Origin of the sequence: Winogradskyella pacifica (genome assembly GCF_013403915.1) — a bacterium.
Lineage (GTDB): Bacteria > Bacteroidota > Bacteroidia > Flavobacteriales > Flavobacteriaceae > Winogradskyella > Winogradskyella pacifica.
The window spans coordinates 156864-172726 of record NZ_JABFDI010000002.1; the positions used below are offsets into that span (position 1 = coordinate 156864).

Annotated in this window: 11 protein-coding genes; 9 read left to right on the top strand and 2 right to left on the bottom strand. The window is 34.6% G+C overall.

Going from position 1 to position 15863, the window contains the following annotated elements; translation table 11 throughout:
• The first annotated feature begins 25 nt into the window (after positions 1-25).
• The 8 genes from HM984_RS02415 (at position 26) to HM984_RS02450 (ending at position 12533) form a co-directional block, all read left to right on the top strand.
• Positions 26-1423 carry a glucoamylase family protein gene (locus tag HM984_RS02415; RefSeq protein WP_371312042.1) on the top strand — a complete coding sequence of 466 codons (1398 nt, stop codon included), beginning with the start codon at positions 26-28 and terminating at the stop codon, positions 1421-1423.
• Positions 1410-2768 carry a glucoamylase family protein gene (locus HM984_RS02420; protein WP_179347979.1) on the top strand — a complete coding sequence of 453 codons (1359 nt, stop codon included), beginning with the start codon at positions 1410-1412 and terminating at the stop codon, positions 2766-2768. Before HM984_RS02415 ends, HM984_RS02420 begins: the two co-directional genes overlap by 14 nt.
• Positions 2769-2787: 19 nt before the next feature.
• The gene (locus HM984_RS02425; protein ID WP_179347980.1) at positions 2788-3588 is read left to right on the top strand and encodes a carboxylesterase family protein; all 801 of its coding nucleotides are present in this window, start codon (positions 2788-2790) and stop codon (positions 3586-3588) included.
• 4 nt (positions 3589-3592) lie between these two features.
• Positions 3593-5932: a beta-glucosidase BglX gene (bglX, locus tag HM984_RS02430; protein ID WP_179347981.1), complete on the top strand. Its 2340-nt coding sequence runs from the start codon at positions 3593-3595 to the stop codon at positions 5930-5932.
• Positions 5933-5939: 7 nt separating this feature from the next.
• Entirely contained in the window at positions 5940-8156 is a 2217-nt protein-coding gene (gene bglX / locus HM984_RS02435; protein ID WP_179347982.1) for a beta-glucosidase BglX, read from the top strand.
• Positions 8157-8294: 138 nt separating this feature from the next.
• Positions 8295-9179: an alpha/beta hydrolase gene (locus HM984_RS02440; protein ID WP_179347983.1), complete on the top strand. Its 885-nt coding sequence runs from the start codon at positions 8295-8297 to the stop codon at positions 9177-9179.
• A 2-nt stretch (positions 9180-9181) separates the two neighbouring features.
• Entirely contained in the window at positions 9182-11029 is a 1848-nt protein-coding gene (locus tag HM984_RS02445) for a family 43 glycosylhydrolase (protein WP_179347984.1), read from the top strand.
• A gap of 127 nt (positions 11030-11156) precedes the next feature.
• Entirely contained in the window at positions 11157-12533 is a 1377-nt protein-coding gene (locus tag HM984_RS02450; protein ID WP_115807885.1) for a sugar porter family MFS transporter, read from the top strand.
• Positions 12534-12638: 105 nt separating this feature from the next.
• Here HM984_RS02450 and HM984_RS02455 read toward each other — a convergent pair whose 3' ends face one another.
• Positions 12639-13475, bottom strand: a complete 837-nt coding sequence (locus HM984_RS02455; RefSeq protein WP_179347985.1) for a universal stress protein — start codon at positions 13473-13475, stop codon at positions 12639-12641.
• Between the two features lie 57 nt (positions 13476-13532).
• Positions 13533-14363 (bottom strand): universal stress protein, encoded by an 831-nt coding sequence (locus HM984_RS02460; protein ID WP_179347986.1) that lies wholly within the window; start codon positions 14361-14363, stop codon positions 13533-13535.
• A gap of 484 nt (positions 14364-14847) precedes the next feature.
• On the opposite strand from HM984_RS02460, the gene HM984_RS02465 reads away from it, so the two are divergent.
• Positions 14848-15861 (top strand): glycoside hydrolase family 5 protein, encoded by a 1014-nt coding sequence (locus tag HM984_RS02465; RefSeq protein ID WP_218845003.1) that lies wholly within the window; start codon positions 14848-14850, stop codon positions 15859-15861.
• Positions 15862-15863: the final 2 nt, after the last annotated feature.

Below are 15863 nucleotides of genomic sequence, written 5' to 3' on the forward strand. Positions count from 1 at the left end.
TATATTCTTACTTAATTTTTAAATGATGAACTTATATAAAACACTTGTCACTGGTTGTTTATTGTGTCTTGTTGTTGGGTGTAAATCCAATGATAAAAAGAACGATGTAAGTAACATGGAAGTGAACCAAAATGAGACTAGCCTAATAGTGGATTTACGTAATAATGGTCTTCTAGATACCATCCAAAAACAAACCATCAATTACTTTTGGGAAGGTGCAGAACCAAATTCTGGTTTAGCTAGAGAGCGTTTGCATATGGACGATGTTTATTCGGGTTCTCCGAAAAACACAGTAACTACAGGAGGAAGTGGATTTGGTGTAATGGCGATTTTAGTTGGGATAGAAAGAGGGTACATTAATAAAGATGAAGCCTTAGATAGATTTCTCAAAAATGTTGATTTTCTAGAGAAAGCAGACCGTTTTCATGGCGCTTGGCCGCACTGGTTAAATGGAGAGACAGGTGAAGTACTTGCTTTTAGTAAAAAAGATGATGGAGGAGATTTAGTAGAAACCGCATTTTTAATTCAAGGGTTATTAACCGTTGCAGAATATTTTGATGGTAACACAGAAAAAGAAAAGCAACTGGTTTCTAAGATCGATGAATTGTGGAGAAGTGTAGAATGGGATTGGTATACTAAAGGAGGTGAAGACGTTTTGTACTGGCATTGGTCACCAAAGCATGGCTGGGACATGAATTTCCCAGTAGGTGGTTATAACGAATGTTTAATAATGTATGTATTGGCTGCAGCCTCACCAACACATGCTATTACTAAATCGGTTTATGAAAAAGGTTGGGCTAAAAATGGTGCTATTGTTTCGGATAAAACCTTCTACGATGAAGAGGTGATCTTAAACTATTATGAACACAATGATTATTTAACCGGACCATTATTTTGGGCACATTATTCCTATTTAGGTTTAAATCCAAAAGGCTTGTCTGATCAGTATGCCGATTATTGGAAATTAACTCAAAATCATGCTAAAATCCATTATAAATACGCTGTAGATAATCCAAAGAATTTTAAAGGTTATGGAGATAGTCTTTGGGGATTTACATCGAGTTATTCGGTTAAAGGCTATTTTGGCCATAGTCCAGAAAATGATATTGGAGTGGTGTCGCCAACAGCAGCATTGTCATCATTTCCATATACTCCACAAGAGAGTATGAATGTATTAGAAAATATTTATAAAAACCATGATAGTCTTGTTGGTAAATACGGCCCGTATGATGCTTTTAGTTTTGAGCATAAGTGGTCTACACCACGATATTTAGCTATCGACCAAGGCCCTATTCCTGTAATGATAGAGAATTATAGAACAGGTTTATTATGGAACTTATTTATGAAAAATAGAGATGTACAATCAGGTTTGGATAAACTTGGTTTTAATTATAAAAAGATTGATAAAGATGAGAATTTTTAGTTTAGTATTAATCGGCTTAATGTGTTTTAGTTGTGGTTCGGATGATGGGCCTGGTTACCAAGAGCCTTATAATCCAAATGATGATGATCCGGTTGTTGAAACCTTGACGGATGAAGAATTAATGGATTTAACACAAGAAACAACCTTCAAATATTTTTGGGATTATGCTGATGCTAACTCTGGTGCGGCAAGAGAACGCTACCATCCTAATGATCCTACAAATAGTGAAAATATAGTAACCACTGGTGGCAGCGGATTTGGGTTAATGGCCATTTTGGTAGGCATAGAACGTGGATATATTTCAAGAGCTGAAGGCTTTAATAGATTAAATCAAATTGTAGACTTTTTTGAAGGTGCAGATCGTTTTCATGGAGCTTGGTCACATTGGATAAATGGAACTAACGGAAGCGCAATTGCATTTAGTACAGAAGATAATGGTGGAGATTTAGTTGAAACTGCTTTGTTAGCTCAAGGTCTCATTTGTGTTAAAGAATATTTTAAAAATGGCTCTGCTGATGAAGCGGCTTTAGCAACTCAGGCAGATGAATTATGGAAAGGTATAGAATGGAATTGGTACACGCAAAATCAAAATGCCTTGTATTGGCATTGGAGTCCTAATAATGGCTTTTCAATAAACTTAGAACTCAAAGGTTATAATGAAACGCTAATAGCGTTTATTTTAGGTGCAGCTTCGCCGGACTTCCCTATTCCGGCAGAAGTGTACCATCAAGGTTGGGCAAATAATGGAAGCATAGTGTCTTCTTCAAGCCAATATGGTATTCCGTTAATACTAGATCACGCAGGTTCGGGTACTGGTCCATTGTTTTGGGCACACTATTCGTTCTTAGGCTTAAACCCTACAAACCTTTCAGATCAGTATGCTAATTATTGGGATCTAAATGTAAACCATACAAATATCAATTATCAACACAGTGTTATCAATCCAAATAATTTCGTAGGTTATGGTGAAGATTGTTGGGGTTTAACAGCAAGTTATAGTCGAAATTCAGATGGTTCCACAGGGTATTCAGCACATAGTCCCGAAAATGATTTAGGTGTTATTTCACCAACAGCTGCAATCAGTTCTATTCCATATACTCCAGAGAAATCATTAGCAGCAATGCATTATTTCTATAGTAAAAAGGACATTTTAATGGGGCCTGCAGGATTTTATGATGCCTTTAGTCCACATTATAACGATTGGGTAACCGAACGTTATTTAGCAATAGACCAAGGACCAGAAATTATTATGATCGAAAATTATAGATCTGGTTTACTGTGGAATCTTTTTATGCAGAATGAAGATATTCACAACGGCTTGGATGCTTTAGGCTTTAACTATTAAATAATAAAAATAACTGAATATGAAATATCAATTATTAACCTTAATATTTAGTGTTATGGTCTTTAGTTCAGGTGCTGTAAATGCGCAGCAAAATGAATCTTCAAAAGAATTATTTTCATATGAAAATCATATTGTAGATGGAGACACGCTTAATTACAGAATGCTTTTACCTAAGGATTTTGATGAATCTAAAACGTATCCATTAGTACTAATGCTTCATGGAGCAGGTGAACGTGGAAATGATAATAAAAAGCAACTCGCTCATGGTAGCAAGTTATTTTTAAATGAAACGATACGAGATTCGTTTCCTGCAATTGTGATTTTTCCTCAATGTCCCCGAAATGATTATTGGTCTAAATTAGAAGCAGATCGTTCAACAAAACCAATCACATTCAAGTATAAATATAATGAGGCACCAACTACTGCAATGGCGTTAGTGATGGATTTAATGGACGAGATGGTTGCAAAATCTTACATAAAAACAGATCAGATATATGCTATGGGATTATCTATGGGCGGCATGGGAACTTTTGAAATTATCTACCGCAAATCTGAAATGTTTGCTGCAGCTATCCCAATTTGTGGAGGTGGAGATCCAACTTCAGTAACGGAATATGCTAAAACAATCCCTTTATGGATATTACACGGAGCAAAAGATGATGTGGTGGATCCTAAACTATCTTTAAACATGACTTCTGCAATAATAAGTGCAGGAGGCTTTCCTAAATTGACTTTATACGATTTTGCAAACCACAACAGCTGGGATCCAGCTTTTGCAGAACCTGAATTATTAACATGGCTTTTTTCAAAAATAAAATAACACAATGACAAAACAAATTTTCCTTAAACTAACAGCATTTTCTATAATAGCATTCACGTTAACGAGTTGCGATTCAAATTCGACGGCAACTAAAACAGCTTCTACAAATAACAATCCATTTGAAGCTCAAGTCGATTCTATTTTAGGTCTTATGACTTTAGATGAAAAAATAGGACAACTTAATCTTCCTGTTTCTGGTGATATTACAACAGGTCTTGGTACGAGCTCTGATGTAGGTAAAAAAATCCAAGATGGTTTAGTAGGTGGTATGTTCAATATCAAATCAGTTGAAAAAATTAGAGCAGTTCAAAAGATTGCTGTTGAAGAAAGTCGCTTAAAGATTCCATTACTTTTCGGTATGGATGTTATTCACGGTTACGAAACAACCTTCCCAATTCCTTTAGGTCTATCATCGACTTGGGATATGGAACTTATAGAAAAAACAGCACGTATGGCGGCGACCGAAGCGAGTGCAGATGGGATTAACTGGACGTTCTCTCCTATGGTAGATATTTCTCGCGATCCACGATGGGGACGCGTTTCTGAAGGAAATGGAGAAGATCCATATTTAGGAAGCCGTATTGCAGAAGCGATGGTGAGAGGGTATCAACAAGATGACTTAAGTGAGAATAATACGTTGATGGCATGTGTAAAACATTTTGCATTGTATGGAGCTTCAGAAGCTGGTCGTGATTATAACACGGTCGATATGAGTAAGATCAGAATGTATAATGAATATTTAGAGCCTTACAAAGCGGCTATTGATGCAGGTGTAGGTTCTGTAATGGCTTCGTTTAATGAAATTGATGGTGTACCAGCAACAGGAAACAAATGGTTGCTTACAGATTTATTAAGAGATGATTGGGGTTTTGATGGTTTTGTAGTTACCGATTATACCGGAATCTATGAAATGATGGCACACGGAATGGGTAATGAAGAAGAAGTGGTGGCTCAATCTTTAAATGCAGGAATTGATATGGATATGGCAGGTGATTCGCCAATTGCAACAGCTGCATTTGTAAAATCTTTAAAAGGAGCTTTAGATAAAGGTATGGTTACAATTGAAGCTATTGATACTGCTGTAAAACGTATGTTAACTGCGAAATATCAGTTAGGTTTATTTGATGATCCTTACAGATATCTGGATAGCGATAGAGCAAAAAACGAAGTGTTTACAGACGAAAACAGAGCTTTTGCTAGAAAAGTGGGAGCTGAGTCAACTGTTTTGCTTAAAAATGAAAACAATCTATTGCCATTAAAAAAAGAAGGTACTATTGCTTTAATCGGGCCATTAGGAAATAATGCCGTAAATATGGCTGGTACTTGGAGTGTGGCGACAAACCAAGAAAAATCAAATCCGTTTTTAGCAGGTTTAAAAACGGTTGTTGGCGATAAGGCTAATGTTTTATATGCTAAAGGAAGTAATCTAGATTACGATTTAGAATTAGAACAAAAAGCAACCATGTTCGGTAAAACCATTCCAAGAGATGGTAGAACAGACAAACAATTATTAGATGAAGCCTTAAGTATCGCTAATAAAGCAGACGTTATTGTTGCTGCTATTGGTGAGTCTGCTGAATTTAGTGGAGAAAGTAGTAGTAGAACAGAAATAGGAATTCCTCAAGTTCAAAAAGATTTATTAAATGCCTTACTTAAAACAGGAAAACCTGTCGTTTTAGTATTGTTTACAGGACGACCTTTAGAGTTGGTTGAAGAACATGAAAATGTACCTGCGATCCTTAATGTTTGGTTCCCTGGAAGTGAAGCAGGTTTAGCTATTTCAGACGTGTTATTTGGCGATGTAAATCCTTCAGGAAAATTAACGGCAACCTTCCCAAGGAGTGTTGGTCAAATTCCAATTTTTTACAATCATAAAAACACAGGAAGACCTTTAATGAATGAAGAAGGTAAATTTGAAAAATTCAGAAGTAATTACATCGATGAACGCAACGAGCCATTATATGCTTTTGGTTATGGCTTAAGTTATACGACATTCGATTATTCAAACTTAAATCTTAATACAACAGCAATCGGAATGGATGGTACTGTTGAGGTTTCTGTTGATGTGACTAATTCTGGTAATTACGACGGTAAAGAAGTGGTGCAACTCTACATTAGAGATGTTGTAGGTTCTGTAACGAGACCTTTAAAAGAATTAAAAGGTTTTCAGAAAGTTGAAATTAAAAAAGGAGACACAAAAACAGTAAGCTTCAAAATAACAGTTGAAGACTTAAAGTTCTATAATTCAGATTTAGATTTTGTAGCAGAACCAGGAAAATTCCATGTGTTTATGGGTACAGACTCTAATACTAAAATGATGAAAGAATTTGAACTAACAAAGTAAATCGAGCATGAGATTAAGATTCCTATACATCGCACTTATTTGCCTTTTTAATCAAAGTTTTTCTCAAAACTATGAAGTTAAAGTAGATTCGTTAATGCAATTAATGACACTTCAAGAAAAGATTGGGCAAACCGTTATGTATGGTGGTCATTGGGATCAAACAGGGCCGTTTGTTGGTGCTGATAATGGTAAATATATTCGTGAAGGTAATATGGGAGCCATGCTTAATGCGATGTCTGCAAAAGGCACGCGCGACTTACAAAAAATCGCAGTAGAGGAAACCCGCTTGGGAATTCCGTTGTTGTTTGGCTATGATGTGATTCATGGGCATCGCACTATTTTCCCAATTAATTTAGGCTTATCGGCAAGCTGGGATCTTAAAATGGTAGAAGAAAGTTCAAGAATTGCGGCAGAAGAAGCTTCAGCAGAAGGCATTCATTGGACGTTTGCTCCTATGATTGATGTGTCTAGAGAGCCACGTTGGGGACGCATTTCTGAAGGTGCGGGTGAAGACGTCTATCTTAATAGTGTTATCGGTCAGGCTTATGTTCGTGGATTTCAAGGAGACGATTTATCGCAGCCAAATACCATTTTAGCTTGTGCTAAACATTATGTGGCTTATGGAGCTGCTCAAGCCGGAAGAGATTATCATACCACTAATATGGGTGAGGGAGAACTTAGAAATGTGTATTTACCACCTTTTAAAGCTGCTGTGGATGCAGGTGTAGAAACCTTTATGTCGGCTTTTAATGAATTGAATGGTGTGCCAACATCTGGAAACAAGTTCACCTTACGAGATATTCTTCGTGATGAATGGAAATATGATGGCTTCGTCGTTTCAGATTATACATCTATTAACGAAATGATTCAGCATGGTTTTGCTAAAGATAGTATCGATGCTGCTAGAATAGGTATGAATGCTGGTGTAGAAATGGATATGATGGGCCATGTTTACCGTTTACATCTTCAAAAATTAGTAGAGGAAAACAAAGTCCCTGAAGCGTATATAAATGAGGCTTGTAAACGAATTTTATTAGCTAAATATAAGTTGGGCTTGTTTGATGATCCTTATCATTATATTGATGAAGAGCGTGAAGCGACTACAGCATACAAGCCAGAATTTTTAACCAAAGCGAGAGAAATTGCCGCAGCATCATCGGTGTTACTGCAAAATAAGAATAATGCTTTACCACTTTCAAAACATACAAAAAAGATAGCGTTTATAGGGCCTTTAGTAAAAGATGAATCTGATATCATTGGCAATTGGGCGGCACAAGGTGATCGTGGAGGAAAAGCAGTTAGTGTGTTCGAAGGTATTTCAGAATATCTAAATTCTAATCAGATTTTATACGCCAAAGGTTGTGACATTTTAAAAGATGACGACTCTGGTTTTAAAGAAGCGATTTCAATATCTAAACAAGCCGACGAAATTGTTTTAGTCATGGGTGAAGATCATCACATGAGTGGAGAAGCAGCATCACGAACCGATTTAAAAATCCCAGGGATTCAACCAAAATTGATTAAAAAAATAAGAGAAGCGAATCCGAATAAAAAAATCACATTGGTTTTAATGAATGGTCGTCCTCTGAATCTTTCTGATGAGGTAAACTTGGTAGATGCCATCTTAGAAGTTTGGTTTCCAGGAACCATGGGTGGATCTGCAACTGCAGATTTATTGTTCGGAACGGTTAATCCTTCAGGGAAATTAACGGTTACATTTCCAAGAAATGTGGGACAGGTACCAATTTATTACAACATGAAAAATACAGGACGTCCGATTCCTGAAAGCAATCCTAAAGAGGATTATAAAAGTAATTATATCGATGTGCCAAATACACCGTTGTTTGTCTTTGGTCATGGTTTAAGTTATACGGAATTTGAATATTCGGATTTTAAATTGTCTTCAGAAAACTTAACATTTTCAAAAACCATTGAAGCGAGTATTACGATTACAAACACAGGGAATTCTGATGGGCATGAAATCGCACAACTTTACATTCACGATAAAGTAGGAAGTGTCACACGACCAGTAAAAGAGTTGAAAGGCTTTCAAAAGATTTTTCTGAAAAAAGGAGAAAAGAAAACGGTCACATTTACGATTTCAGTAGAAGACCTAAAGTTTTATAATAGTGAAATGATTTATGGAGTAGAGACTGGTGAATTTGAGATCGCTATTGCGCCAAGTTCTGATTTTAAATTTAAATACAGTTTTCAATTACAATAAGCTAAATAAATAATTACAGTATTTTTAAGGTGCTATTTAAGGATTTGAAGACTTTATTTTAATAGATTAACAATTACTCTAAATTCAACTGAAGGTGAAACTGTAATACGTGGAATTTTAATTGAGAAAATAAACTAAATGAAAATTATATTAATCACACTCGTAACACTAATTACGTTTAGTCTTTCCGCTCAAACAAAGGAGACTTATATCTATTCTATTAAAGGAAATGATACCTTAAGTATGGATGTGTTTACGCCGAAAAACATTAAAAAAACAGATTCACTTCCTGTACTACTTTGGATGCATGGTGGTGGGTTTTCAGGTAGTCATCGTGCGTATCCAGATGATACTAATTTGGTAAAATATGCAGCTGAAAAACAAAATTATATAGGTGTTTCTATCGATTACCGTTTGCTTAGAAAAAATAAAACTACTGGCTTTGGATGCGATTGCACTAAAGATGAGAAAATGGAAACCTTTAAACAAGCTGCAATCGATTATTTAGATGCCGCAAAATTTTTGGTTGAACGCGCTCAGATGCTTCAAATTGATCCTACTAAAATTATAGCAGGCGGCAGTAGTGCAGGGGCAGAGGGCATACTAAATGCCGTGTATATGAAGGATTATTTTGTAACGGACAAAAACGCTTATAATAGTGTATCATTTGCAGGAGTGTTTTCTTGTGCAGGTGCTGTGGTTGATGCGAGATATATTACAAAAGAAAATGCCGTTCCAACAGTATTATATCACGGAACAGAAGATCGATTAGTGCCGTTTGCTAATGCATCACATCATTATTGCGATCCAAAGAAAGCCGGTTATATGATGTTAGATGGTTCTGAAGTTATAGCGAATCAACTCGAAGAATTTGATACCGCATATTCCTTTAATATCGTTAAAGGTGGTGGTCATGAGATTGCCCGAATTCCTTTTGAAGATTTGGAGAGAGTGTTTCACTTTTTTAAGCAAACGATGCTAAATAAAGAAGTTATTCAAACAAAAATTATAAGAACTAAATAATCATGAAAAACATACTTTTTCTATTCACTATAGCATTTCTTTTTTCGTGTAATAACGACAAGAGTCAGCGTTCAGAAGAACTTTCTAATACCAAGGAGAAATCAGAATTAATAAAAGGTCTTGACACCTATATCAACCCATTAGATATAGATTATACCTATATGGTTTATAATTCTAGCCAAAATAAATCGTACCGTTCAGGAGCCGATCCTGCTGTTATAGAATTCAAAGGCGAATACTACATGTTTGTAACACGTTCTTTTGGGTATTGGCATTCTACCGATTTGATTAATTGGAATTTTATAAAGCCACAACAATGGTTTTTTGAAGGTAGTAATGCACCAACAGCTTTTAATTACAAAGATTCATTAGTGTACTTTGCTGGGAATCCTGCAGGTTACGGAAGTATTCTTTATACCGACGATCCAAAAAGTGGAAAATGGGAACCAACCGCGTCTATATCGACTAATATTCAAGATTCTGAATTGTTCATTGATGATGATGGACAGACCTATTTATATTGGGGCTCTTCTAACGTGAATCCGCTTCGTGTAAAAATGTTAGATAAAGACGATCGTTTTTTAGAAACAGGAGTTCAGAAAGAGTTATTCAATCTTGTTGAGGAAGAACATGGGTGGGAACGTTTTGGAGAAAATAATTTCCACCCGACCTTAAAAGAAGGCTATATGGAAGGAGCTTCCATGACCAAACACAACGGAAAATACTATTTACAATACGCAGCACCTGGTACACAATTTAATGTGTATGCCGATGGAGTTTATGTTGGTGATACACCACTTGGGCCTTTTACATATATGAAAAATAACCCGATGAGTTTTAAGCCTGGTGGATTTACCAATGGTGCTGGTCATGGCATAACGGTTAAACAAACCAATGGGCAATATTGGCATTTTGGAACAATGGCATTGGCGTCTAATGCGCAATGGGAGCGCCGTTTGTGTATGTTTCCGACTTACTTTGATGCCGATGGTTTAATGTATACCAATACTGCTTATGGGGATTATCCGCGTTTTGGTTCTAGTCATCCTACAAAAGCAGGACACCACAATGGTTGGATGTTGCTTTCTTATAAAGGAGATGTTACGGTGTCATCCTCGTTAATGCAGATTATGAAATTTACGTCGAATGATGATGAAGTAAAAGTCACCGAATTACCACTCGAGAAAAATACGGATGGTGAAATAACGTCTAAAATATTAACCGATGAAAACCCTAAAACATTTTGGGTTGCAGACGCTAATGACGATAAACAATGGATAACAATTGAAATGCAGAAGCCTGGCAATATCAATGCTTTTCAATTAAATTTTCATGATCATGATTCTGGGATTTATACACGTGTCGAAGGATTAAAACATCAATTTACTATTGAGGTTTCAGAAGATGGTACTAAATGGCAAACTGTAGTAGATCGAAGTAATAGTGAAAAGGATACACCCAATGCTTATATCGTATTAGATGAAGCTGTAAAGGCAAAGTACGTCCGTTATAACAATATAAAAGTACCTGGTGCAAACTTTGCAATGTCAGAGTTTAGGGTGTTTGGTTTAGGGCTAGATGCTAAGCCAGCTAATGTTTCCGGATTCGAGGTAAAAAGAGAAGAAGATCGCAGAGATGTATCATTTTCTTGGAATCCTATAGAAGGATCTCAAGGGTATAATATTCGTTGGGGAATTGCAAAAGATAAACTCTATCAGTCTTGGCAAGTCTATGATACTAACGAACATTTTATGCGTTCTTTAGATCGTGATACACCGTATTATTTTACGATAGAAGCGTTTAGCGAAAACGGAATTTCTGAAAAGAGTAAAGTCATATTTGTAGAATAATTTTTTAATATGAACTGTTAATTGATACATGTAGTATCTCTCAAGCCATTTGCAAATTTTAATTACATTGCAGCTATAAAAACTTAGATAAACTAAAACTCTAACTAATATTAAATAAATTTATAAAATGAAAAAAAGTGTTTTTTTATTATTAATCGCAGCGGTTTCCGCCTTAGGGGGTTTGCTCTTTGGTTATGATACAGGTGTTATTAATGGAGCGCAATTTTATCTTACTGAGTATTTTGACTTAAGCGACGCATTAAAAGGCTGGGTTGTTGGTAGTGCACTTTTGGGGTGTTTCGTAGGAGCTATTATTGCAGGGCCTTTGAGTATTAAAATCGGAAGGAAAAAATCTCTAATAATTTCGGCAATATTCTTTACCGTTTCAGCTTATGGATCGGGTTTACCAGAACTATTTCCTCAAACCGTTAGTATGTTAGTGGTTTTTAGAATTATCGGTGGTTTAGGTATTGGTGTGGCATCAATGAATGCACCTATGTATATCGCAGAAATTGCTCCTTCAAATATTAGAGGTCGTATGGTTACCTATTATCAATTGGCGATTGTAATTGGCTTTTTTGTGGTATTCTTAGCGACGTATTTTATTGGTAACGATTTAACCGTGGCAGAGAATATAGAATTCGGTTGGCGTCGTATGTTTTGGTCAGAGTTAATTCCGAGTCTTTTGTTTTTAATACTATTGTTTATAGTACCTAAAAGTCCGCGTTGGTTGGCTTTAAAAGGAAAAGAAAAAGAAGCTTTAGCTGTTTTGCAGAAAATAAATGGTGATGACTTAGCCGCCGAAGAAATGGTTAATATTAAGAAATCTTTAGACGAAACTAATGATGGTATTAAAGTGAGTTATTTCTCTAAAGGCATATTAGCTATTATTGCGATTGGTACGGTGCTTTCGGTATTGCAACAGTTTACAGGGATCAATGCGGTATTATATTATGGTGCAGATATTTTTGAAAAAGCACTTGGCTTTGGAAAAGAAGATGTTCTTGCTCAACAAATATTATTGGCCTTTGTAAACTTAGTATTCACTTTCGTGGCGATGTTTACTGTAGATAAATTTGGAAGAAAACCATTGCTCTATATTGGCTCTATCGGAATGATTATTGGATTTTTACTTTTAGGAGTTACACTACAGCAAGAAAATGTAGGAGTGTTATCTCTAATTGGAGTGTTAATTTTTATTGCATCGTTTGCATTATCAATGGGACCAGTAGTATGGGTTTTATTGTCAGAAATGTTTCCAAATAAAATAAGAAGTGTTGCTATGTCTGTTGCTGTTGCGGCACAATGGGCTGCTAATTATGTAGTGTCACAATCGTTCCCTGTTGTAATGGGAAGTGACGTAAACAATAGTGCGCCTTGGAATGGCTCTTTACCTTATTATATATTTATAGCATTTATATTAATCATAGTCTTTGTAACCTATAAGTTTATACCAGAAACCAAAGGAAAATCTTTAGAAGAGATTGAAGGCTTTTGGAAGTAAGTAAATTATATAATTTTAAAATATAAAGAAACCCGATTCATATGAATCGGGTTTTTTATGTTAAAGCCAAAAAACTAAAGACCTAACTATTATAAGGAATAGGGTTTATTCAAATTCAGGGATCACCAAAAATGGAATTATAGTATGAAATCCAATTTTCTGAATTACAGGTTCATTTAGAAAACTTTCAATAAAACTATGCTTGTAATTTATCATTGTAAGAATATTAATATCAAATTCGTCAATAAAATCGATAATCGCTTGCTCTTTACTTCCAAAATTAGGCTTCCAATTAATAGAACTTGGATGATCTTCAAGATATGCTTTTAACATTGCTAAATTATAACTTTGCTTTTCAGTTAGGCCGTCTTTTACATTGACATGGACAACTTGTATTTTGGAATTATATAATTTAGTTAATTCTAATAATGGATTCAACTCATCTCCATAAAATCTATTAAAGTCCGTAGGAAAAGCAATTTGCTTTGGTACAACAAAATCATAAGCATCTGGCACAATTAGAACAGGACAAAGTCTTATTTTGTTAATTATATTTACCGTGTTGCTACCAAAAAGAAACTCTTTAGCACCAGTGGCACCTTTGGTCCCCATAATAACTAAGGTTATTTTAAATTCTTTTATGGTGTTTTTAATCGTGTTTAGTAACGGTTCTGTACTATATATAATTTTAAACTTATGATCAGAATTTGTGCTTTCTGTCTTTGCTTTAGCTTTTAAGTTTATTAAATCTTGTTTCGTTTCTTCCTTGTTTAGGTCTATAAAACTTGAAGTGATATATGTTCTAGATGTTGGGTTTTTAAAAGACCAGGTATGTAATAAATAAAAGGTACAAGGCTCGTTAGCGTATAATTTTAAGGCATAAAGTATGGCACTCCATGAGTTATCTGAAAAATCGGTTGGAAGTAATATGTGATGTCTCATAATCTATTTTATATAGTTAACATTAAAGTATGATTTCTTTAATGAAAAGGATTAATATCAGTTTTGAGGTATGACTAAAAAAGGAACAGTAGGGTGAAAGCTTATATTGGTTATTATAGGTTCTTTTATTATATTTTCGATAAAGCTATGTTTATAATTTACCATTACTAAAATGTTGATTTTGAAGTCTTCAATGAAATCTTGAATCGCTTTGGCTTTTCTATCATAATTAGGCATCCAATTAAAACCATAATCATAATGCTCTAAGCTCATTTCTAATAAAGCTAAATTTTGTTTTTGGCTTTCTGAGATGTCATCTTCATTATTGATATGAACAATTCTAATTTTAGAACTATTGAGATCAGCTAATTGTTTGAGTGGTAATAATTCATCTCCGTAGATGCGGTTAAAATCCGTTGGAAAGGCTATTTGCTCAGGTTTTACAAAATCATATTTATTTGGAATGACCAAAATAGGACAGTTTTTTACCTGTTTAATAATATTTACAGTGTTACTTCCAAAAAGTATTTCTTTGGCTTTAGTTTCCCCTTTAGTCCCTATAACAATAAGATCTATGTTTTCCTTTTCTACGACTACTTCAATTAAACTATGTAAGTCATTAGTGCTTAGTATAACTTCAAAAGTGTGCTTCTCATTAGCATAGTCTCTTTCTATTTTAGCTTTTAAATCTTCTAATTCCTTTCGTGCTTTTTCTGCTAAAACGCGTGCTAATTTATTAGACATACTAGACATAGAAGATGTATGTAATTTTGAAGAATGTAAAAAGTGAAACGTACATTGTTCTTCTTTGTATAGTTTTAAAGTGTATATAGCAGCACTTAAGGCGTTATCTGAAAAATCGGTAGGTAAAAGAATATGTTTTGGCATGATTACGTTTTTATATTAAGGTTAGGATACTATGTTTAATGTTCTGTGTTGTATAAAAAAAAGCTTAAGAGTTTGATTAGTATGGTTTTATGTTTTAATCTGTGATGTAAAATTATATCTTAAATATATTTTAAACTATGATAAATGTCAGTTGATAAGTTGGCGCTAGTAATTATGGTTTATAGCAAGATTATCAAAATTGTTGATATATAGATTGTTCTCATTAATGAAGCTGGGCTAATTCCGTTTGCTATTGAATTTTGTAGGATATTGGATGCCAATTCTACTTTATCGATTGTGTATATAAAGTAGTGTTATCAAAATGAGATGATTAATAAAGTAACTTTTTTCGTCAATCAAAACTCAATAACCTATACTATATTACCATTTATGTTTACTATTTTATCATTTAACACTTAATGTTTTATATTTAGATTTTTATCTGATAAATTTAAGAAAGCTATAAATCACTAAAATGATGAGTTTGATAAAAACAAAATTAAGTATTACCGTATTTTTATTAATGTCAGTCTTATCATATGGTTTTCAGGTGAGTAGTTTAGATAGACTTATTGTTGCAGGAAATAGTTTTGTAAATTCTGAAGGAACAACTTTTGTGTTTAGAGGGCTAAACGCCAGTGATCCGAATAAATTAGAACCTCAAGGACATTGGAATAAAGCCTATTTCGAAGAAATAAAAAATTGGGGAGCTAATATTGTGAGGCTACCTGTGCATCCAACCGATTGGACCGAAAGGGGAAAGGAATCTTATTTAAAACTTTTAGATGATGGTATACAATGGGCAACAGAATTGGGTTTGTATATTATTATCGACTGGCATAGTATAGGTAATTTGAAAACCGAAATGTATCAATCAGACAGATATGATACAACTTTAAAGCAAACCTATGATTTTTGGAGAACAATAGCCTCTAAATATGGTGATAATACAACTGTTGCTTTTTACGAAATTTTTAATGAACCAACCACCTACAAAGGGACTTTAGGGACCGTTACTTGGACGGAATGGAAAACCATAAATAAAGAAGTTATTGGTATTATTAGAGCTAATGGAGGTGAAGGAATTCCTTTGGTTGCTGGTTTTAATTGGGCCTATGATTTAACACCTGTTTTAGACGACCCTTTAGATGTTGAAGGTATTGGGTATGTCAGTCATCCGTATCCACAAAAAAGAGAGAAGCCTTGGGAAGATCAATGGACCAAAGATTGGGGATTTGTTAAAGAAAAATACCCTTTAATTCTTACTGAAATTGGTTTTTGTGGACCAGAAGATCCAGGTGCGCATTCACCCGTAATTAGTGATGAATCTTATGGTGATGCCATTACAGCGTATTGTGATGAAAAAGATATTTCATATGTTATTTGGGTATTTGATGCCGAATGGGCTCCACGATTATTCGAAGATTGGAATACTTATAAGCCGTCTAGGCATGGTAAATATTTCAAGAAGAAATTACAAAGTTATACTTATGATTAATT

Bases quoted from the DNA above. Each gene is read 5' to 3' on its own strand.
- bglX (WP_179347982.1), top strand. From the start codon at position 5,940: ATGAGATTAAGATTCCTATACATCGCACTTATTTGCCTTTTTAATCAA.
- HM984_RS02415 (WP_371312042.1), top strand. From the start codon at position 26: ATGAACTTATATAAAACACTTGTCACTGGTTGTTTATTGTGTCTTGTT.
- HM984_RS02440 (WP_179347983.1), top strand. From the start codon at position 8,295: ATGAAAATTATATTAATCACACTCGTAACACTAATTACGTTTAGTCTT.
- HM984_RS02425 (WP_179347980.1), top strand. From the start codon at position 2,788: ATGAAATATCAATTATTAACCTTAATATTTAGTGTTATGGTCTTTAGT.
- HM984_RS02455 (WP_179347985.1), bottom strand. From the start codon at position 13,475: ATGAGACATCACATATTACTTCCAACCGATTTTTCAGATAACTCATGG.
- HM984_RS02420 (WP_179347979.1), top strand. From the start codon at position 1,410: ATGAGAATTTTTAGTTTAGTATTAATCGGCTTAATGTGTTTTAGTTGT.
- HM984_RS02450 (WP_115807885.1), top strand. From the start codon at position 11,157: ATGAAAAAAAGTGTTTTTTTATTATTAATCGCAGCGGTTTCCGCCTTA.
- bglX (WP_179347981.1), top strand. From the start codon at position 3,593: ATGACAAAACAAATTTTCCTTAAACTAACAGCATTTTCTATAATAGCA.
- HM984_RS02445 (WP_179347984.1), top strand. From the start codon at position 9,182: ATGAAAAACATACTTTTTCTATTCACTATAGCATTTCTTTTTTCGTGT.
- HM984_RS02460 (WP_179347986.1), bottom strand. From the start codon at position 14,363: ATGCCAAAACATATTCTTTTACCTACCGATTTTTCAGATAACGCCTTA.